Here is a 19,354-nt window from a genome sequence, read left to right on the forward strand (position 1 = left end):
CCGGCACGGCGCCGGGGGTCCGATCCCCGGGCGCCGGACGGCGGCGCCCGGGGATCGTCGCGTGCGGCACACGCACGGCTCCTAAGCTCGGGGTCATGGCCGATCACCGTGCAACTGACATGTCGATCAAGCTTTCTGACGGAGCGCCAGTTACGCACCGTACGGAGGCGGTCGCCGTCCTCTCCGACATCCACGGCGTGTTGCCGGCACTGGAAGCCGTGCTGGAGGAGCCGGACGTACGCACCGCCCGGCACGTCGTCCTGACCGGCGATCTGCTCGCCGGGCCGCTCCCCCGGCAGACCTTCGAGCGGCTGCGTGCCCTCGGCGAGCGCGCGGTGTGGATCAGCGGCAACGCCGACCGCGAGCTGACAGCCGGACGGCCGGACGCGGCAGGCGATGCGGTCAGCGCCTGGGCGGCCGGGCAACTCCTTCCGCGGGAGAAGGACTTCCTGCGCTCGCTGCCCGCCACCGTCACCCGGGAGGTGGCAGGTCTGGGGCCGGTCCTCTTCTGCCACGCCACACCACGTGACGACGAGGAGATGGTGCTGGTCGACTCGCGGCCGGAGCGCTGGGCCGAGGTTCTGGAGGGGGTGCCCGACATCGTACGCACAGTGGTGTGCGGGCACACCCATGTGCCGTTCGTCCGCTTCACCCACGGCCGGCTGGTGGTCAATCCGGGCAGCGTCGGGATGCCGTACGGCCGACCGGGCGCGCACTGGGCGCTGCTCGGGCCCGGCGGTGGTGCGGTCACCCTGCGGCACACCCCCTTCGACCACGACGCGGCCTGCGACCGGATCGCCCGGGAGTCGGGCTTCCCGGCGGCGGCCGAGTGGGCGGACACCTACGTCCGGGCCCGGCATTCCGCCGAGGAGGCGCTGGCCGCGTTCGGCCCCGGGGACGGCCGGCCGGCGCGGGCCGCGGAGTGAGTGCGCGGAACGGCACCGGCCCCCGGACGCCGAAGCGTTCCGGGGGCCGGTGCCGGTGCCGATCGGGGCATGGCCCTTCGGCGCCGTGCGGTACGGGTCAGCCGATCTGCGCGCCGTAAGCCTCCAGGGCCTCCGGCACCGGCTGGAAGAAGGTCTCGCCGCCCGAGGAGCAGTCGCCGCTGCCGCCGGAGGTCAGACCGAGCGCGGTCTCACCGTCGAAGAGCGCGCCGCCGCTGTCACCGGGCTCGGCGCAGACGTCGGTCTGGATCAGACCGTCGACGGTGCCCTCCTGGTAGTTGACGCTGGCGTTCAGCGCCTTGACCGTGCCGTCGTGCAGCTGGGTGGTGCTGCCGCTGCGCTGCACCTTCTGGCCCACCGTGGCGTCCCCGGCCTTGGTGATCTTCTGGGTGCTGCCGTTGTAGAGGTCCACCTCGCTCGGGTGCGCGGTGTCGCCGGTGTACTTGGCGATCGCGTAGTCGTTGCCCGGGAAGCTCGACTCCTCGGTGGTCGCGATCTCCGAGCCGCCCTGCTGGTCGGACCAGCTCTGCACGGCGTTGCCGCAGTGGCCGGCGGTCAGGAAGTACGGCTGGCCGTCCTTGACGACGTTGAAGCCGAGCGAGCAGCGCGAGCCGCTCCCCCAGATCGCGTCGCCGCCTGCGATGAAGCGCTTGAACTCGCCCTTGGTGTGCCGGAGTACGACCTTGTCGCCGAGGCTCTCGGTGACCTTGGTGAGCCGGTCGAGCTTGGCGCCCTTGACCGTGCGGTCGGCGGTCACCACGACCTTGTTGCTCTGCGGGTCGACACCCCAGGAGGTGCCCGGGATGGTCGCCTTCGTCTTGAGTGTCTGCCGGGCCGAGTCGAGCTGGGCGAGCGTGTGGCGGACCAGTCTCGCTTCCGCCCCCTTGGCCCGCACGGCCTTGGCCGCGGTCTCGTTCACGACGTTGACCACCAGCTTCTTGGCCTTGGCGTCGTAGAACGCGCCGGCCGTGCCGGTCTTGAGATGCGACGCCAGCGTGGTCGCGGCGGCGGAGGTCAGCTTGGCCACGGTGGGGGTGGCCGGGGTCGCGTTGGCGTTGGCCAGGGTGATGGTGGCGGTGGCCGCGAGGGCCAGCGCTCCGGCACCTGCCATGAGGGCGCGTCGCTTGGGTATGCGTCGGTGCTTCAACTCAAAGCCTCCGTGGGGGGAAGAGCCCGCTGTGTGGGGAATCACGCGGGCCCGGAGAATGTGGGACTTCGAGACACGAACGGGTCACCCCCGTATGGCGACCTCGGGGAGTCGCGTCCATGCCAACGTGCGGAGCCGAGTATTCCCATCGCACTCACTCGTGCACAAGACCGAGTTCCGGTCTTGGGTCCGGTAGTTCACCGCTTCTTCACACCGCGGTCACACCGATATCCGCGCACCGAGATCCTGACTGCGGACATCAGGCGCCACATGGCGCACTCGACGCCCAGAAATGTGTGAGGGCCACACCTGACCGGAAACCATCCGTACCTTCCCGCTCGCGCTACCCGCCCGGGCACCCGTCCCCCTCCGGGTACCTTCCCCGCACCATGGATCGGCCCGGCTCACGCGCCCCGCGCTACGAATCGCCCCCGCTCACATGCCCGCCGCCGCCGAGCGACCGCCTGCGCCTCGCCCTCGCGGGTGGATGCGAGACGCGAACCCGCACCTGAACATCCGCGTGCGCGTCCCGCAGGGCATCGACCAGCCGCCGGTTCAGGTTGACGCGTGCGCGTTCAGCAAGCACCCGGACGGCGGCGACGAAGCCTTCGGTGAGTGAGGTCAGGAGGGCGCGCGTGGTCGAGCAGCGCCGGGCCGGCAGAGCGCCGACGACGGTCGCACCCCCGGGCCCGCCGCCCTACGTCAGGTTCTCGGCCTCGGGGAGGTCCTCCAGCTCGGGCGGGAGCGCGCCGCCGAAGCCGTCCTCGACGGCCGCGCGGGACCTTGCGGCGGTCGCAGCACCCCTCGCGGCAGTCGGCGTCATGGCCGGGGTCCGCTTCACGGTGGGAGCCGGGCGCCGCGCGCTGTCCCGCTCCGCCTCGGCCTGTTCGGTCTGCGCCTGGGTCTGCTCGGTTTGCGCCTGGGCCTGCAGCCCCGAGCGCTCCAGGAAGCGCAGCAGCTCCACCGGGAAGGGCAGCACGAGGGTGGAGTTCTTCTCCGCCGCCACCGCGACGACGGTCTGCAGCAGCCGCAATTGCAGCGCCGCGGGCTGGTCGGACATCGCCTGCGCCGCCTCGGCCAGCTTCTTCGACGCCTGGAGCTCGGCGTCGGCGTTGATCACCCGGGCGCGCCGGTCACGGGTGGCCTCGGCCTGCCGGGCCATCGACCGCTTCATCGTCTCCGGCAGGGAGACATCCTTGATCTCGACCCGGTCGATCCGTACGCCCCAGCCCAGTGCCGGGCTGTCGATCATCACCGCGAGGCCCTCGTTGAGCTTTTCGCGATTGGAGAGCAGATCGTCCAGATCGCTCTTGCCGATGATGGAGCGCAGAGAGGTCTGGGCGACCTGGGAGACCGCGAAGCGGTAGTCCTCGACCTCGATGACCGCGTCGGCGGCGTCCACGACCTTGAAGTAGACCACCGCGTCGACCCGGACCGTCACGTTGTCGCGGGTGATGCCCTCCTGGGCCGGCACCGGCATCGTGACGATCTGCATGTTGACCTTGCGCAGTCGGTCCACGCCCGGAACGATCATGGTGAATCCCGGCGCGCGCACCTCGGACGCCAGCCGCCCCAGCCGCAGCACCACACCGCGTTCGTACTGTTTGACCACACGCGCCGCCGATATGAGGTACACGGCGCCCACCGACGCCAGCGCCACTCCGGCCGTCACCAGTTCTTCGACCATCACGGACCCCTGACCTGTGCCACTTTCGCCCGATTACCTCGCATTAACCATGGTATGCCCGGTTTCCCGGGACGGGCGCGGGCCGTCCTGGCACGGCAAGGCCCTCGTCCGCCGGCGGACGAGGGCCCTTCTGCTACCGGACCACGCGGTCCGGTCGATCCGTACGGATGTCAGCCGGTCAGTAGACGCTCACGCCGTATGCGCTGAGGGCCTCGGTGACGGGCTGGAAGAACGTGGTGCCACCGGAGGTGCAGTCGCCGCTGCCGCCGGAGGTGAGGCCGAGGGCCTTCGTCCCGGCGTAGAGCGGGCCGCCGCTGTCGCCGGGCTCGGCGCACACGGTGGTCTGGATGAGGCCGGAGACGATGTCGCCGCCGCCGTAGTTCACGGTGGCGTTCAGCGCGGTGACCTTGCCGCTGTGGGTGCCGGTCGTGGAACCGCGGCGGGTGACCGACTGGCCGACGGTCGGGTTGCCGGCACTGGTGATGTCCTGGCTGCCGACCGTCCCGGCGTGCGCCACGGACGAGGTGTACTTCACGATGCCGTGGTCGTTGCCGGGGAAGCTGGATCCGGCGGTCGGGCCGATGCTCGTGGTGTGCGCGGAGTTGGCGTACCACGGCGGGTTGCCATCGGTGCAGTGACCGGCCGTCAGCAGGTAGTAGGTGCTGCCGCTGCGGACGTTGAAGCCGAGGGAGCAGCGCCAGCTGGGGGCGTAGATGGCGTCGCCGCCGGATATGAGCTTGCGGAAGGTTCCCGAGGTGCGCTCGATGCGCACCGCACCGGCGTTGCCGCCGGCGGCCTGCTCGATCTTGGCGATCTCGGCCTGCGAGACCGTGCTGTCGGCCGTGACGACCAGCTCGTTGGCGGCCTTGTCGACCCGCCAGGCGGTGCCCGCGACGTCCGCGGTGCGGACCGCGTTACCGGCCGCGGAGAGCTGGGTGGCGCTGTACGCCTTGTCGGGAGCGGGGTTCTGTGCGTTGGCGGTGGGGATGGCGACGGCTCCGATGGCCACCAGTCCGGACGCCACGGCGATCAGCCGGGTGCGTCTCGCTACGCCGCTGCGGGGGGTGGTGCGCTCGTTCCTCACGTGATTCCTCCGAGGGGATCGTGGGGCCACCTGTAGGCGGCCCGTGAGGCGCAGCCGAAGGGCACGCAAGAATCCGCACGTTCATTTTCTGCGTGCCCCTGACAAGCGCTGGTCGGGAGTCTCGGGTCCACCACCCCTGCGGCGCAAGAGGGCCTCACGAATGTCTCGTGCCGGATACCCGGTGGCCGCCCGTCACGGGCGCACGGCGCACCGGCCCGGCAGCCTCTCTCGCGGCTGCCGGGGCGGTGTCCGACCTCGCGGTCGGCGCCAGGACGAATCAGCGGGTGAGACGGTTGCGCTCACCGGCCCGCAGGGCGAACGGCAGGGTGTTGCCGGGCGGCGGGAAGGGGCACAGGAAGTGGTCGGCGAAGGCGCACGGCGGCAGCAGGGTGCGGTTGAAGTCGACGGTGACCGTGCCGTCCTCGGCGGGCGCGGGCGGCCGCAGGAAGCGGAAGCGGTAGCTCTCGTCGCCGCTGGTGGCGTCGGCGAGCACCGCCCACAGGGAACCGTCGCCCTCGATCGCGACCTGCAGCGTGTGCTCGTCGCCTTCGAGGGTGAAGGCCAGCTCGCCCGCCAGGCCGAGGCCACGGTGCTGCCCGTCGGCGTTCGGCACCCGGACGGTACGCCCCTGCGCGTACGGGCGGAACAGACCGGGCCGCACCCAGTGGTCGTCGTGCGCGTAGACATCGATACCGGTGAAGGTGCGGCGGGCTGCGGCCTGCGGGTCGAAGTCCCGCACCGCCCACAGGCCCTCGCGGCGGAACACGAGCAGATGCCGCTCCCCCTGCGTCACTCTGGTGTGGTCGGGTGCCGTGTCCTGGCCGAGCCGGATATCGCCGTCCAGCGGCTTGCCGTCGACACTGAGGCCGTCGGCGGCGGAGGCCCGCAGCAGGACGTGGTCACCCTCCTCGGTCCAGGTGCCGGGCAGGCCCTCGACACGGCCGCCGGGGTGGTCGCTGAGCCAGTGGGTGCCGGTCAGCGCGAGCGGGCCGTACGGCTGGGAGACCGTCGCGACGCGCCGGTCGTGCCACTCCTGCCACTCCTGTGCGGGGGGACTGCTCATAACGGTCACCTTTTCCCTGCCGGCTGCGGCAGTCTCAAGTGGGAGCACGATGTCGTGCCGGGCTATTCCCTCGCGGGGCAGGCCGACCTCCGGGCGATGGGGTCGGGTGGGGATCACGTCCGCGGTCGCGGTCGCAACGCCCCGGCCCCGGACGAGTCGCCGGCCTGTGAAACAGGGGGTGCGGTGTCAGAGCACCTTGGACAGGAAGGCCGCGGTGCGTTCGTGGCGCGGGCTGTCCAGGACCTGGCCGGGCGGCCCCTGCTCGACGATCCGGCCGCCGTCCATGAAGACCACCGTGTCGGCGATCTCGCGGGCGAAGCCGATCTCATGGGTGACCACGATCATGGTGGTGCCCTGGTGCGCCAAGTCCCTGATGACGTCCAGGACTTCACCGACCAGCTCCGGGTCGAGCGCGGAGGTCGGCTCGTCGAAGAGCAGCACCTTCGGCTCCAGGGCGAGCGCCCGGGCGATGGCCACCCGCTGCTGCTGGCCGCCCGAGAGCTGCCGGGGGTAGGCGTCCGCCTTGTCGGCGAGACCCACCCGGTCCAGCAGGGTGCGGGCACCGGCCAGCGCGGTCTTCCTGGGCCGTCGCAAAGCGGAGACGGGTGCCTCGGTGATGTTCTCCAGGACCGTCAGATGCGGGAAGAGGTGAAAGTTCTGGAAGACGAAGCCGATGTGGGTGCGCTGTTTGAGGATCTCCCGTTCGCGCAGCTCGTGGAGCTTGTCGCCCGATCTGCGGTAGCCCACGAGAGAGCCGTCCACGCTGATCCGGCCGCTGTCGACCTTCTCCAGATGGTTGATGGTGCGCAGCAGGGTGGACTTGCCCGAGCCGGACGGCCCCAGGATGACCGCGACTTCGCCGGTGCGAACCTGCAGATCGACGCCGCGCAGCACCTCCAGCGGGCCGAAGCTCTTGTGGACGGCGCGGAGCTCGACCATGGCGGAGGGCGTGGCGGGCGTCGCGGTGGTGCTCATCGCGTGGCTCCTTTGACGTAGTGACGTTCGACGTGGTGCTGAAGGGCGGAGAACACGCCGGTCAGGAGGATGCACCGGACGGTGAGGACCATGGGGGCGGTCTGCGCGGCGGGCGCCTCACAGGTCGGCGACACGGGATTCCCCGGAGGTCGGTGCGGCGCGGGGAGCGGGGACGGAGGAGGTGGCGGGCGTGGTCGCCCGCGAGCGGGGCGCGGCGGGCGGTGCGGCCAGGTCCCGGAGGAGGGTGAGCAGTGCCCGCGCGGTGGCGTCGTTCTGGCGGAAGGCGGGCGCGTTGGTACGGGGGCGGGCGAACGCGCCGCCGGACCGGGCGTCGGTGTGCGGACCGAGGGCGAAGCGACGCGGGTGCGGCCGGCCCGCCCGGTCCAGGACCCGGCCGTCGGCGGCGTCCACGGCCAGCAGTCCGCCCTGCGTCGACACCGCGCCGTCGGCGTGCAGCCCGCGCAGCAGGTCATCCCCGGTGTGCTCGACCGTCGGCTCCGGCAGCCGCGCCTCCACCAACGCCCCGGCCTCGACCGTCTCCCCCGGCACCGCGGCGCTCCGCGCCCGGAACACCCCCCGGCGCTCGTCGGCGGTGACGGTGGTGTCCGCCCCGAGGAACCGCACCACACCCGCCCGGGAGAGGGCGAGCAGCTGCCGCAGCCGCGGTCCCGGCGGCCCGGAGGCGAGGTAGCTGAAGAAGCCGTGCCACCACGGGCCGCGGTCGCCGATACGGACCAGCTGGCCGTAGACCGACAGCAGCGCGAGGAAGACCGCCAGGTCGGGGCTGTGCTCCGGGTCGTGGCGGCGGTCGAGGTCGGCCTCGATGTAGTCGCGCAGCCCCTCCTGCAGGGCCTCACCGTCCGGGTACGTCACCCCCGCGAGCGGATGGTCGAGAGCCGCCAGGTCCAGCCGGTCCGCGGGGTCGGGGACCGATGCCTCGACCAGGGCCTGGAGTGCGGCGCTCCCCGGATCCGCGGCGGCGTACTTCTCCTCGAAGTCCGGCCAGGCCACGCGGGTGCGGTCGGGGTGCGCGGTGAACAGCCGGTGGTAGTGCGCGAAGCCCAGTTCCTTGTCGATCAGAGGCAGGACGTCGCGCCGGAAGTCGAGGTCCTCCTGCCGGGCCAGCATGGCATCGACCTGTGCCGGCCCGAAGAAGCGCGGTACGGGCGGCCGTTCGCCGCGCAGCTCGTAACCGATCTTGGAGTGGTAGGGCACCCCGCGCCGCGACCCGACGTGCAGGACGGGCTCGCGTCCCGAGGGACGGTAGACCGGATCCCCGTCGGGGCCGGTCGTGTACGTACCGCCGCGCCCCTCGGTGAGCAGCACCATCAGGTCGACGAACGCCAGCCCGAAGCCGCGGACGAGCACCGGCTCGCCGGGCCGCAGCGCGCTCAGGTCGCTGTCCGCGGTGAACGCCGGTGGCAGATATGTCAGTTGGTGCCGGGCGGCGAAGGCGGTCAGTGCCTGCTGCTCGGGCGACGGCGCGGACTCCAGATGGCCGAGGGCCAGCACCACCGCATCGGCGACGAGCGGCTCCGATCGCCCGTCCAGCCACACCTGCTGCCGCCCGTCGCGCGGACCGGACACCCGCACGGCCGTGCGACGGTGTTCGTGGACGGCGATCCGTGGGGGCAGCGCGGCGATCGACCGGTCATGGACCCAGCCGAGGTAGGCGCCCTGCAGCCGGCGGCCCGCGAAGTCCCGCGGCCCCAGGGCCTCGACGGCGGCGGCGAGATGCGGTGCGACGGTGTGCTCGCCCGCGCGCACCGCGGCGGCCCACTCGGCGAGCGAGGGTCCGGGACGTACCGGCCCTGCCAGCTCCACGCTCTCGTCGGTGAACATCGTGACGTCCTCGGCGGTGGAGTTCATCCACAGCAGCGGGGACTGGTCATGGCGCCAGATCCGGCCGCCCCCGGGTGGGTGCGGATCGACGAGGTGCAGGTCCAGGGGTGTGTCGCCGTACAGGTGACCGGCGTTGGCGGCGATCCGCTCGACCAGTCCGCTGCCCCGTGGCCCGGCTCCCACGATCACCAGGGACGGCCTCATCGGGCCCCGGCCGTTCCGCGGGCGTAGTGCCGCTCGATGTAGTGCTGGCCGACACCGAGCACCGAGGTGACCACGATGTACCAGATGGTGGCGACCAGCAGCAGCGGGATGACCTGGTAGGTGCGGTGGTAGACCAGCTGGACGGAGTAGAGCAGGTCCTGGACGGCGATGACGCTGACGATGGAGGTGCCCTTGAGAGTGCCGATCAGCATGTTCCCGGCCGGCGGCACGATCGCGCGCATCGCCTGCGGCAGCACGATGCGGCGCAGCCGGCGCAGGCCGCCCAGGCCCAGTGACTGGGCGGCCTCCCACTGGCCCCTGTCGACGGACAGGATGCCGCCGCGGACGACTTCCGCGGCGTAGGCGGCCTCGTGCAGGGTGAGGCCGATGATCGCGATACTGACCGGACCCAGCAGGTTCACCGTCTTGACGGTGAAGAACTCCGGGCCGAACGGGATACCGAGGCCGAGCTGCGGATAGAGCGCGCCGATGTTGAACCAGAACAGCAGCTGGACCAGGATCGGCATCGACCTGAAGAGCCAGACGTAGCCCCAGCTGACGCCCTGCAGAATCCTGTTGGAGGACAGCCGGCAGACGGCGAGCAGGGTGCCGAGGGCGAAGCCGAGGAGCATCACCACAACGGTCAGCCACAGCGTGAGCCCGAGGCCGCGCAGCACGGCGGTGGTGGTGAAGTAATCGCCGACGACGTCCCATTGGAAGGCTTCGTTGCGGACGACGGAGTTGCCGGCCATGACGAGCAGCAGCACGACCACGCCGGCGGCGAACCACTGACCGGTGCGGCGTACGGGGACAACCTTGAGGGCGTCGTCGTCGGACGGGGTGTCAGGCGGGGCGAAGGAGCGACGGTCCGACTGCGCGGAGGCGTCGGTGACCAGGGAATCGTTCACAGGCATGTGTGCGGGCTCCGTGGATTCAGTGATCGAACACGGGTGGAGCGCCTTCACACAGGCAGGACGGTCGAGCCCCTCAGCACGACCGGCCCCTGAGGTTATGAGGACAACACGCCCTGCTGTCAAGGCTGTCCACACTGTGAGCAGTGCGTCACAGTCCGGTTGACGCACAAACGGATGCCTGTTCCACTTGGCGCATGTATTCATGGCAGCGGCTGGTCACCCGCGACCACATCGACTTCGGTCGTGTGTGGTCGTCGTCCTGTTGAGCTGACGCCCTGCCCTGAGGCCCGCCGCCGCTGAGGCCGGGCCGCTTCGCGGTTCCCTCTCCTCCACCGCGCGCCTTCACACCTCGCGTCGCCGAGCGACGCACCCTCCCCTCGCATGCCCGGACCCGGGCGCCACCACGCCCCGGCTCCGTGACCCCGCCGGCCCGGCCCCCAGTCCTCCTCCCTCGCTCCGTCATTCCTTCATTCGCTCATTCGTTCCTTCATTTCCGTCGGCACGCTCGCAGAAGGGCGCGACATGCGCATCGGTGTCACGACCGACCACGCTCACCCCCGGCACCGCACCCGTCATGGGTACCTACGGTGTCCCGCCCCTCGGGCATACGACTCGGCCTCACCCTCGCCGGGCCCGGAGGCGGGCCGGTGACCGCCGCGCCCGGGCCGCCGCGCTCCGCCGCGGTGACCGTCCTGCACACCACCGTCTCCGACCCGCTCGCCCGACCCCTGCTGGACGAACTCACCTACGAATACAGCACCCGCTACGAAAAGCCCGTCGACCTGAGCCTGGAGTACCCGGCCGCCGAATTCGCTCCGCCACGGGGCGCGTTCCTGCTGCTCCTGGAGGACGGCAGCCCGGTCGCCGGCGGCGCGTACCGCCGCCACGACGCGCACACGGCCGAACTCAAGCGCATCTGGACCCACTCCGCGCACCGCAGGCGCGGTCTCGCCCGCCGGGTCCTCGAAGCGCTGGAACAGGACGCCGCCCAACGGGGCTACCGCCGCCTCTACCTGACGACCGGTCCGCGCCAACCGGAGGCCAAGGGCCTCTACCTCGCCGCGGGCTACCGCCCGCTGTTCGACCTGTCCGCCGCCCCGGAGACGATCGGCCCGCTGCCGTTCGAGAAGCATCTGGAGAACCCACGACCATGACCACCTCCACGCCCCGCCGCACCGCGCCGCGGGCCGCCGCCCTCGTCGCCACCGCGGCCCTGGCGCTCACCGCCTGTGGCACCGGCGACCCGGCAGCCGGCTCGCCGGCGGGCCCGCCGGAGGCCGGTGCCGAGCTCCCCACCACGGATGTGGTCTCCCAGGTCGAGAAGGACCCGGCCGTCGCGAAGCTGCTGCCCGCGGACGTCCGCGAGCGGGGCACCCTCTCCCTCGCCACCAGCGTCGGCGCCCCGCCCAGCGCGACCTACCTCGCCGACGGCAAGACCCTGGCCGGCCAGGACGTCGATTTCGCGGACGCGGTCGGCAAGGTCCTCGGTCTGCGGCTCAAGCGGGAAGTGGCGAGCTTCGAGGCGATCCTGCCCGCCCTGGGCAGCGGTAAGTACGACCTGGGCACCGGCAACTTCGGCGTCACCGACGACCGCCGCAGGACCATCGACTTCGTCACCTACGTCAATGACGGACAGGGCTTCGCGGTCCGCGCGGGGAACTCGCTGAAGAAGGTCACCTCGCTGCGGCAACTGTGCGGTCTGACCGTCGCCACCGGTGCGGGCACCACCTTCGAGGCAACCCTGGAGCAGCACCGGCCCCTGTGCGCGAAGGCGGGCGAGAAGCCGTACGACGTCAAGACCTACGCCGAACAGGGCGCCCTGTGGATCTCTCTGCAGCAGGGCCGCACCGACGTGGTGATGAGCACCATCAACGGGCTGCGCTACGCCGTTCGGCAGCAGAAGGGCCTGCGGTTCCTCAACGAGTTCAAGCGCCTCGACGTCGGGTTCGCGTTCAAGAAGGACACCCCGCTGGCGCCCGCCGTTCAGGCGGCGGTCAACCGGCTGAAGAAGGACGGCACCTACGGCCGCATCCTGAAGAAGTGGGGCACCGAGAAGTCTGCGATCACCACGTCGCGGATCAGCCCGCCGGAGATCCGGTGACCGGCCGCTGAGCCGCCCCGCGCACCGGCGGCCCCGGGTAGGGCACTCCCGTGGCCGCCGGTGACAGCAGCCCCCGGAAAAACCGGAAGGGAATCGGCGCCCCTGTCAAAGTCCCTCCGCCGAAACACTCGCCCGATCCTCGGCCCACCTCCCGGCCGTCAACCTGAGGCACCATCATCGACCCTGGTCCGGTGGGTGAACCTACCCGGCGGTCCGGTCCGGGCGGCGCTGACCACATGTCAGCCCCGTCGGGCGCGTAACGATCGGTCACCTCGGGCGCACAGTCAGTTCCCTTTCGGGGTAGGAGACCTGACGACATGCCACCCTCAATGCACCAGATGTGTCACGAACCCCCCGAGCGGCGGCTATCCACTTGGCACCACCTCCGTCTCATGGACGACGATAGAGAGGCGGAACACAGAGACCGCGGGTGAGAGGAGGCGTCCATGGGATCGGTGCGCAAGGCGAGTGCCTGGCTTGGCCTCGTCGACGACAACGATGACGAGCGCTACTACGACGACGACTACGCCGAGGGACCCGAGCCCGGCGAGACGGGCAGCACCCCCTGGGTGACCGACCCGCGGGTCCGGGTGGCCGACCGGGCCGCCCAGGACCAGGGCACCCGCATCGCCACGGTCACCCCGGACGGCTTCGGTGACGCCCGTGGCATCGGGGAGCTCTTCCGGGCCGGCGTCCCGGTGATCGTGAACCTGACGTCCATGGATCCCATCGACGCCAAGCGCGTGGTGGACTTCGCCGCCGGCCTGACGTTCGGGCTGCGCGGTTCCATCGAGCGGGTCGCCACCCGCGTCTTCCTGCTCACTCCCGCCGACTACCAGGTCGTCAGCGGCGAGGCCGACGGGCATCGCAACGGCGGCTTCTTCAACCAGAGCTGACGGACCCCCGTGCCCTGAGCACGGCTTGGCGGCCGCCCCCGCAGAGGGCAGCCTGCCGAGCCGCGCGGGGCCGCCTCCCGGAGGGGGCGGCCGCTGCGCACCGGCCGACGGGTCGGTGCGTGCTGCGTCGATCCTGCGACGCCGGAGGCCGGCCCACAGGCCGGACGCCCGCTCAGCGGAAGGCGTCGAGGCCGGTCAGCGCCTTGCCGAGCACCAGCTGGTGCATCTCCACGGTGCCTTCGTAGGTGAGCACCGATTCGAGATTGGTCGCGTGGCGCATGACGGGGTACTCCAGCGAGATGCCGTTGGCGCCCAGGATGGTCCGGGCGGTGCGGCAGATCTCCATCGCCTCGCGCACGTTGTTGAGCTTGCCGAAGCTGATCTGCTCGGGGCGCAGCCGCCCCGCATCCATCCGCAGCCCGAGGTGATGGGCGAGCAGGATCCCTTTGTGCAGCTCCACGGCCATGTCGGCGAGCTTGGCCTGGGTGAGCTGGAAGCCGCCGATGGGCCGGCCGAACTGCTCCCGGGTCCTGGAGTAGTCGAGGGCCGCCTCGAAGCTCGCGCGCGCGGCGCCCATGGAGCCCCAGACGATGCCGTAGCGGGCATGACTCAGGCAGCTCAGGGGGCCGCGCAGGCCGGTGACCTCGGGCAGTACGGCGTCGGCGGGCAGCCGCACCTCGTCCATCACCAGCTCGCTGGTCACCGAGGCGCGCAGCGACCACTTGTGCTTGATCTCGGGGGCGGAGAAGCCGGGGGTGTCGGTGGGGACGACGAAACCGCGGATGCCCTCGTCGGTACCGGCCCAGACCACGGCGACGCCGGCCACCGAGCCGTTGGTGATCCACATCTTGCGGCCGGTGAGGACCCAGTCCGCGCCGTCCTTCTTGGCGTACGTGCGCATCCCGGCGGGGTCGGAGCCATGGTCCGGCTCGGTCAGGCCGAAGCAGCCGATGACCTCGCCGGAAGCCATCCGCGGCAGCCACTGCTGCTTCTGCTCCTCGGAGCCGAAGCGCCGGATCGCGTACATGGCGAGCGAGCCCTGGACGGAGACCAGCGAGCGGATGCCGGAGTCGGCGGCCTCCAGCTCCAGGCACGCCAGCCCGTACTGAACGGAGGAGGCGCCCGCACAGCCGTAGCCGGTCAGGGACATCCCGAGCGCACCGAGGGACCCCAGCTCGCGGGCGAGTTCGCGGATGCCGGGCAGTTCGCCGCGCTCGTACCAGTCGGCGATGTCCGGCAGGACACGGTCGGCGGCCCACTGGCGGACGGTGCCGCGGACGGCGCGGTCCTCGTCGGTGAGCAGATCGTCGATGCCCAGGGGGTCACGAGGATCGAACGGCGGCAGCGAGGACGACTTGGCGGACATGGCGGGCCTCCGGCGGGTTCAGCGCGCGAAAAACTAGCAGTGGTAGTTATTGCGTCTCCGACGGTACGGCCACCGCGGCCCGGCGGGCAAGGGGCGCCGAAGCGCGGCGAGCCCCGGACCCGGGGCCGCAGCCGGCACCGTCAGGACGAACTCCCTACAGATACCCACAAAACGTATGGAGAGGACACGGTTCGCGCCTCGGGGGTGCGGCCACGCTGCGGCTGTCAGCGGCCGGTGTTCGCGGGAGCCGGTTCACTGTCGCGGCTGACGCCCGTGGCGTTGTCGCCCTCGGCCCGCTCCGCGGAGTCCGCGGCCCGACGCGGCAGCCGCAGTGCGATCGCCGCCCCTACGAGCAGCAGCACCGCGCTGGCGACGAGCGTGACGTGCAGTCCGCGGACGAAGGACTCCCGAGCGGCCTCGCGCAGCGCGTGCTTGGCCGACTCCCCCAGCCCCGCGGCGACCTTGTACGCCTCGCCCAGCGAGTGCGACGCCGAGGCGGCGGCTCCCCGGGGGACACCGTCGACGTGGGACAGGCCCGGAGCGTAGGCGGCGTTCATGACACTGCCGAGCAGTGCGACGCCGATGCCCGCACCGAGCTGGTAGGAGGTCTCCCCGATGGCGGCGGCTCCGCCGGACGCTTCCGCCGGAGCCTCGCTGAGCATCGACTCGTACGCCCCGAACAGGGTGGACTGGAAGCCGAATCCCAGCAGCACGAAGCCGAGGGAGAGCAGCCAGACGCGGTCCTGGTCGTTCATCGCGGTCAGGCAGAGCACCGCGACAGCGGTGAGGACGAAGCCGAGCGAGACCATGGCGCGCGGCCCGACGGCCTGCAGCATCCGCGAGCCGGTGAGCCCGGCCGCCATGGCGGCGAAGACCAGGGGCAGCATCCGCAGTCCGGTCTCCAGCGGGCTCAGTCCGAGCACGAGCTGGAGGTACTGGACGGCGATCAGCTGGAGGCCCACCAGGGCGAGCATCGCCAGCACGATGCAGCCGACGGAGGTGCCGAACGCCGGGCGGGCGAAGAGCCGCATATCGATCAGCGGGTGTACGCGGCGTCGCTGGCGGTGGACGAAGAGGACCAGCAGCAGGGTGCCGAGGACGATGGGGAGGAGGGTGGTGAGGCCGAGCACGGCCTCACCGCTGCCGATGCGCTTGACCCCGAGAACGATGCCCAGCACGCCGAGCGCCGCGATGATGGCGCCGATCACGTCCCAGGGCCCGTTGCGCTCACCCCTCGACTCCGGCAGCAGCCAGCGGCCTATCAGCAGCATCACGGCCATCATCGGGATGTTGATGAGGAAGACCGAGCCCCACCAGAAGTTCTCGACGAGGAAGCCGCCCAGCACCGGGCCGACCGCGGCGCCGACCGCCGCCACCGCGCTCCACACGCCGATGGCGACCGCGCGCTCGCGCCGGTCGGGGAAGACCTGGCGCAGGATGGACAGCGTCGCGGGCATGATCATCGCGCCGCCGATGCCGAGCAGGGCACGCGCCACCATCAAGGTCTGCGGGTTCGGCGCCAGCGCCGCGGCGGCCGAGGCGACACCGAACAGGCCGTAGCCGAGGAGGAGGATGCGCCGGCGCCCCACCCGGTCGCCGAGGGTGCCGAAGAGGATCAGCAACGACGCCGCTATCAGCGGGTAGACGTCGACGATCCAGAGAAGTTCCACCGGGCCCGGCCGCAGATCCTCGGTCACCGAGGGCACCGCCACGTACAGGATCGTGGTGTCCAGCGCGACGAAGAGCAGGCTGACACAGAGCACGATCAGCACGGTCCAGCGGCTCGCACCGCCGCCTGAGAGCCGGGGAACACCAGCCGTCCGCCCCTTGTCGGACGCGGTCGTCCCGGACATGCAGTACCTCCTGTCATGCTCTCGCGGCCGCGGAGCAGGGCGCGAAAACGCCCCGGGTGAACCGGCGGCACGGGCGAGTTGATACGTCAGACTACGCGAATCACCCGGGGGCCTGCGTGGCTCACCTCACGATGAGACGCGCATCGCAGGTCCTCGCGTTCCCTCGACGCCGCAGGCAGAGGCGCTTCTTTCACCCTGGATAATCGTCCGGGTGAACGATCTTGCCTCGACCGCCGCCCCCGGCCGGACAGTGCGCGGGCCCGCCGTCCGGGACGCCCTGCGCCGGGCCGCGCCCGCCCTCGCGGCGTACGCGGCGATCCGGCTGCTGGGCCTGGTCGTACTCGCGGTGTGGTCGGCGGCGAACGGCAAGAACTGGCACACGCTGCTCACCGCGCGCTGGGACGCCCTCTGGTACACCCGCGTCGCCGAGCAGGGCTACGGCTACAGCGTGCAGCTGGCCAACGGCGATGTGCATTCGAACCTGGCGTTCTTCCCGCTGCTGCCCTGGCTCGAACGGGGTCTGGCCGCGCTGCTGCCGCTGTCCGCGGCCGACGCCGGGATGATCGTGACCTGGACCGCGTCGCTGGGGGCGGCCTGGGCGCTGTACGCGACCGGCGAGCGCCTGTACGGGCAGCGTGCGGGGGTGGCCCTCGCGGCGCTCTGGGCCGCCCTGCCGGTAGGCATCGTGCAGTCGATGGCCTACTCGGAGTCGCTGTTCACCGCCCTCGCGGCCTGGGCCGTGTACTGCGTACTGACCGGGCGCTGGGTCTGGGCGGGGGTGCTGGCCTCGCTGGCCGGGCTGACCCGGCCGGTGGGCGCCGCGGTCGTGGCGGCCGTGTGGATCACCGCGGCCGTGACGGTGTGGAACGAGCGGGCCGGCGGCGTGGGACTGCGCGCGGCCTTCGGCGGCCGCCACCGGGGCATGCTGCTCGGCGTACTGATCGCCCCGCTCGGCTGGTGCGGCTACTTCCTGTGGGTCGGCGCGCGGCAGGGCAGCCTCCTCACCGGCTATCTGGACGTCCAGGGCGGCTGGGGCAACGGCTTCGACGGCGGAATCGCGTTCGGCTCCTTCATCGGGGACCTGCTGTCGGGACCCGCCTTCGCCGCCGGGCTGGGCCTGCTCATCGGTCTCGCGCTGGTCATCTGGCTGTACGTCCGCGGAGTGCGGATGGGACAGCCGCTACCGCTGCTGGTCTACGGCGGCGCTGTGCTGCTCCTGGCACTGACCGCCAAGGGGTACTTCGGTTCCAAGCCGCGGCTGATGCTGCCGGCCTACCCACTGCTGCTGCCCGTCGCGGTGGGGCTCGCGCGTCTGCGCCCGGCACGATCGTGCCTGGTCATCGGGGTGGTCGCGGTGGGCTCCGCGCTGTACGGCGCCTTCTGGCTGAACGGCTCCGGCCCACCGTGACCGGAAGACGCCCCTCCGTAAGGGCGTCGCGGGAAACATCCCGCGACGCCCGGGCGAATCGGGGATAAACTCCCGCGAGGAAAAGCAGATAAGGCGCTCACAGCGGCGACACGCGGACGTCGCGAGGGGAATCCGAATCGCTTCGAATTCACTTCCAAATCCCCGCCTCCACGCCCTGTTTGAGACCCATTCCACATCACATCGTCATTACAAAGCTCACAGTTTGACCAAGCAGCTACATCACACGCGGTAACGTCGATTGAGTGCGTACCGATGACAAGCTCGACCAGATGGAGGAGCGCCCGACCGATCGCGCCCGACCCCTACCACGCATGACCCGGACCCGCCTGTGGCTGTTCGGAGGCACGCTGGCGGTGTACATCGCGATCGTGGTCGGAGTGCTGGCCACTTCATGGCTGGTCACATTCGACTGGCAAGTCATGTTCTTCAAGCCGTACAAGCAATGGCCTGAGATCCATGCCTTCCTCGACTACTTCGTTGTCCTGGGGCAGCGCGGACCGACCGCTGTGGCGGTGGCCGCCTGGCTGGGCTGGCGGTGCTGGCGCCAGCGCAACCTCCACCCGCTGCTGGTGCTGGGCGCCTCACTGCTCCTGCTGAACGTGACCGTTGGCGCCGCCAAGCTCGGCATGAGCCGGCTCGGCCCGCACTACGCGACCACCGTCGGCTCGAACGAGATGTGGCTCGGCGGCGATATATTTCCCTCGGGTCACACCGCGAACGCCGTGGTCACCTGGGGTGTGCTGGCCTACTTGGCGACCACCCCGCTGCGCCGCCGCACCCTGTCGGTGATCGCGGCACTGGGCGCCCTGGGCGTCGGCATGACCACCGTCTACCTCGGTACCCACTGGGTCAGTGACGTACTGCTCGGCTGGGCCGCCGGACTGCTGGTGCTGCTGGCGCTGCCGTGGCTGGAGCCCGGTCTGACCTGGGTCGAGGACCGCATCATGGGCGTCCTGCTGCGCCTGTGGCTGCGACTGCGCCCCGACTCGCTGCGCGGCCCGCTGCCGGCCGGCGCACTGGCCCCCGGCATCTCACGGCAGCGTGTCGGCGCGGACGGCGAGGCGCTGGTACGCGAGGCCGTCAGCGTCGGTACGGGCGGCCGCGGCGCGGCCACCCGCGCGCCGGACGGCTGGCCGCACCACCCGGCACGGCCGCACACCTCCCGCTCGGAGCGCTCACCGGTAACCCCCGCGGGCAGCCGCAGGCCGCCGCACGCGGACCGCGTCCCGCGCAGCACCCCGCTGAGCCCGACGTCCGGGCGGGGCCGTAACGGGACCGGCTGACCGCTTCCCCCGACCGCGGGGCCGGTACGCACACCCGCTACCCCGCACCGAAGGCCCCGGCCGCTCCTGAGGGAGCAGCCGGGGCCTTCGTCGTACGCGAGGGCGGTCAGCCCTGCCAGGTGCGGTGCACGACGCCGTCCTTCACCTCGAAGTTGAGCCGGCCGACGAGGTATTCCATGGTGATGATCGCGCCGGGCGGCAGCGAACGGACGGTGGTCCAGCCGCGCGCGCGGGCACGCTCCTCGGCGTCCTGCTGGGCGAGACCGATATATGCCTCGGTGTCGTCCTGGGGTTCGTTCGGAAGGTTCGGTTCGGGTGCCATGACAGCCACGTTAGGCGCCCGTACCGGAGCGCGGAAGGCCCTTCTGTCGCACACGCCGGTGCCTTCCGGGTCTGCCATTGGTCACACTTGTGTCACAGCCAAGGCTCCTGCGTTTGCGGGAACTCGCGTCACCCGTACGTGCCGTGTGATGCCGCAACCGGGTGGAAAACAAAGCTGCCTGAATTCCTCCTTGATCAAATGCGAAGCGGTGTGCAGCCGGCCCGGACAACGCCGGACAGAGTTG

The 19,354-nt window shown here is 71.2% G+C and carries 17 protein-coding genes; 7 read left to right on the forward strand and 10 right to left on the reverse strand.

Translation table 11 applies throughout. The features are described from left to right. The first annotated feature begins 119 nt into the window (after positions 1 to 119). Positions 120 to 926: a metallophosphoesterase family protein gene (locus tag ACGFZW_RS19935; RefSeq protein WP_393894525.1), complete on the forward strand. Its 807-nt coding sequence runs from the start codon at positions 120 to 122 to the stop codon at positions 924 to 926. A 97-nt stretch (positions 927 to 1,023) separates the two neighbouring features. Here the strand turns inward: ACGFZW_RS19935 and ACGFZW_RS19940 are convergent, their stop codons facing one another. Further along, positions 1,024 to 2,055 (reverse strand): S1 family peptidase, encoded by a 1,032-nt coding sequence (locus tag ACGFZW_RS19940; RefSeq protein WP_393894458.1) that lies wholly within the window; start codon positions 2,053 to 2,055, stop codon positions 1,024 to 1,026. Between the two features lie 523 nt (positions 2,056 to 2,578). Here ACGFZW_RS19940 and ACGFZW_RS19945 point away from each other — a divergent pair. Beyond that, a complete protein-coding gene (locus ACGFZW_RS19945; RefSeq protein ID WP_393894459.1) occupies positions 2,579 to 2,710 on the forward strand; it encodes a hypothetical protein in 132 nt (43 codons plus the stop codon). A gap of 78 nt (positions 2,711 to 2,788) precedes the next feature. Here the strand turns inward: ACGFZW_RS19945 and ACGFZW_RS19950 are convergent, their stop codons facing one another. From ACGFZW_RS19950 to ACGFZW_RS19975, 6 genes are all read right to left on the reverse strand, one after another. Beyond that, positions 2,789 to 3,778: a slipin family protein gene (locus tag ACGFZW_RS19950; RefSeq protein ID WP_393894460.1), complete on the reverse strand. Its 990-nt coding sequence runs from the start codon at positions 3,776 to 3,778 to the stop codon at positions 2,789 to 2,791. 178 nt (positions 3,779 to 3,956) lie between these two features. After that, positions 3,957 to 4,862 carry a S1 family peptidase gene (locus ACGFZW_RS19955; protein WP_393894461.1) on the reverse strand — a complete coding sequence of 302 codons (906 nt, stop codon included), beginning with the start codon at positions 4,860 to 4,862 and terminating at the stop codon, positions 3,957 to 3,959. A 277-nt stretch (positions 4,863 to 5,139) separates the two neighbouring features. Continuing rightward, positions 5,140 to 5,925 carry a DUF1684 domain-containing protein gene (locus ACGFZW_RS19960; RefSeq protein WP_393894462.1) on the reverse strand — a complete coding sequence of 262 codons (786 nt, stop codon included), beginning with the start codon at positions 5,923 to 5,925 and terminating at the stop codon, positions 5,140 to 5,142. 186 nt (positions 5,926 to 6,111) lie between these two features. Then, positions 6,112 to 6,900, reverse strand: coding sequence for an amino acid ABC transporter ATP-binding protein (locus ACGFZW_RS19965; protein ID WP_393894463.1), 789 nt, complete (start codon positions 6,898 to 6,900; stop codon positions 6,112 to 6,114). Between the two features lie 117 nt (positions 6,901 to 7,017). Further along, the gene (locus tag ACGFZW_RS19970) at positions 7,018 to 8,946 is read right to left on the reverse strand and encodes an FAD/NAD(P)-binding protein (RefSeq protein ID WP_393894464.1); all 1,929 of its coding nucleotides are present in this window, start codon (positions 8,944 to 8,946) and stop codon (positions 7,018 to 7,020) included. Next, positions 8,943 to 9,860, reverse strand: a complete 918-nt coding sequence (locus tag ACGFZW_RS19975) for an amino acid ABC transporter permease (protein WP_393894465.1) — start codon at positions 9,858 to 9,860, stop codon at positions 8,943 to 8,945. The genes ACGFZW_RS19970 and ACGFZW_RS19975 overlap by 4 nt, the downstream gene beginning before the upstream one ends. 647 nt (positions 9,861 to 10,507) lie before the next feature. Between ACGFZW_RS19975 and ACGFZW_RS19980 the strand changes: the two genes are divergently transcribed. The 3 genes from ACGFZW_RS19980 (at position 10,508) to ACGFZW_RS19990 (ending at position 12,857) form a co-directional block, all read left to right on the forward strand. Beyond that, positions 10,508 to 11,014 (forward strand): GNAT family N-acetyltransferase, encoded by a 507-nt coding sequence (locus tag ACGFZW_RS19980; protein ID WP_393894466.1) that lies wholly within the window; start codon positions 10,508 to 10,510, stop codon positions 11,012 to 11,014. Next, complete coding sequence (locus ACGFZW_RS19985; RefSeq protein ID WP_393894467.1) at positions 11,011 to 11,961, forward strand: ABC transporter substrate-binding protein; 951 nt, start codon at positions 11,011 to 11,013, stop codon at positions 11,959 to 11,961. The genes ACGFZW_RS19980 and ACGFZW_RS19985 overlap by 4 nt, the downstream gene beginning before the upstream one ends. Positions 11,962 to 12,407: 446 nt before the next feature. Beyond that, the gene (locus ACGFZW_RS19990; RefSeq protein WP_393894468.1) at positions 12,408 to 12,857 is read left to right on the forward strand and encodes a cell division protein SepF; all 450 of its coding nucleotides are present in this window, start codon (positions 12,408 to 12,410) and stop codon (positions 12,855 to 12,857) included. Between the two features lie 172 nt (positions 12,858 to 13,029). Here ACGFZW_RS19990 and ACGFZW_RS19995 read toward each other — a convergent pair whose 3' ends face one another. Next, the gene (locus ACGFZW_RS19995) at positions 13,030 to 14,223 is read right to left on the reverse strand and encodes an acyl-CoA dehydrogenase family protein (protein WP_393894469.1); all 1,194 of its coding nucleotides are present in this window, start codon (positions 14,221 to 14,223) and stop codon (positions 13,030 to 13,032) included. Positions 14,224 to 14,447: 224 nt separating this feature from the next. Further along, positions 14,448 to 16,076, reverse strand: a complete 1,629-nt coding sequence (locus tag ACGFZW_RS20000) for an MFS transporter (protein ID WP_393894470.1) — start codon at positions 16,074 to 16,076, stop codon at positions 14,448 to 14,450. 211 nt (positions 16,077 to 16,287) lie between these two features. On the opposite strand from ACGFZW_RS20000, the gene ACGFZW_RS20005 reads away from it, so the two are divergent. Both ACGFZW_RS20005 and ACGFZW_RS20010 read left to right on the forward strand, forming a co-directional pair. Continuing rightward, positions 16,288 to 17,484: a hypothetical protein gene (locus tag ACGFZW_RS20005; RefSeq protein ID WP_393894471.1), complete on the forward strand. Its 1,197-nt coding sequence runs from the start codon at positions 16,288 to 16,290 to the stop codon at positions 17,482 to 17,484. A 263-nt stretch (positions 17,485 to 17,747) separates the two neighbouring features. Further along, complete coding sequence (locus ACGFZW_RS20010; RefSeq protein ID WP_393894472.1) at positions 17,748 to 18,788, forward strand: phosphatase PAP2 family protein; 1,041 nt, start codon at positions 17,748 to 17,750, stop codon at positions 18,786 to 18,788. Positions 18,789 to 18,894: 106 nt separating this feature from the next. On the opposite strand, the gene ACGFZW_RS20015 is transcribed toward ACGFZW_RS20010, so the two are convergent. Next, positions 18,895 to 19,110 carry an I78 family peptidase inhibitor gene (locus ACGFZW_RS20015; protein WP_393894473.1) on the reverse strand — a complete coding sequence of 72 codons (216 nt, stop codon included), beginning with the start codon at positions 19,108 to 19,110 and terminating at the stop codon, positions 18,895 to 18,897. Positions 19,111 to 19,354 lie beyond the last annotated feature (244 nt).

Origin of the sequence: Streptomyces sp. NPDC048248 (assembly GCF_043201875.1) — a bacterium.
Taxonomy (GTDB): Bacteria; Actinomycetota; Actinomycetes; order Streptomycetales; family Streptomycetaceae; genus Streptomyces.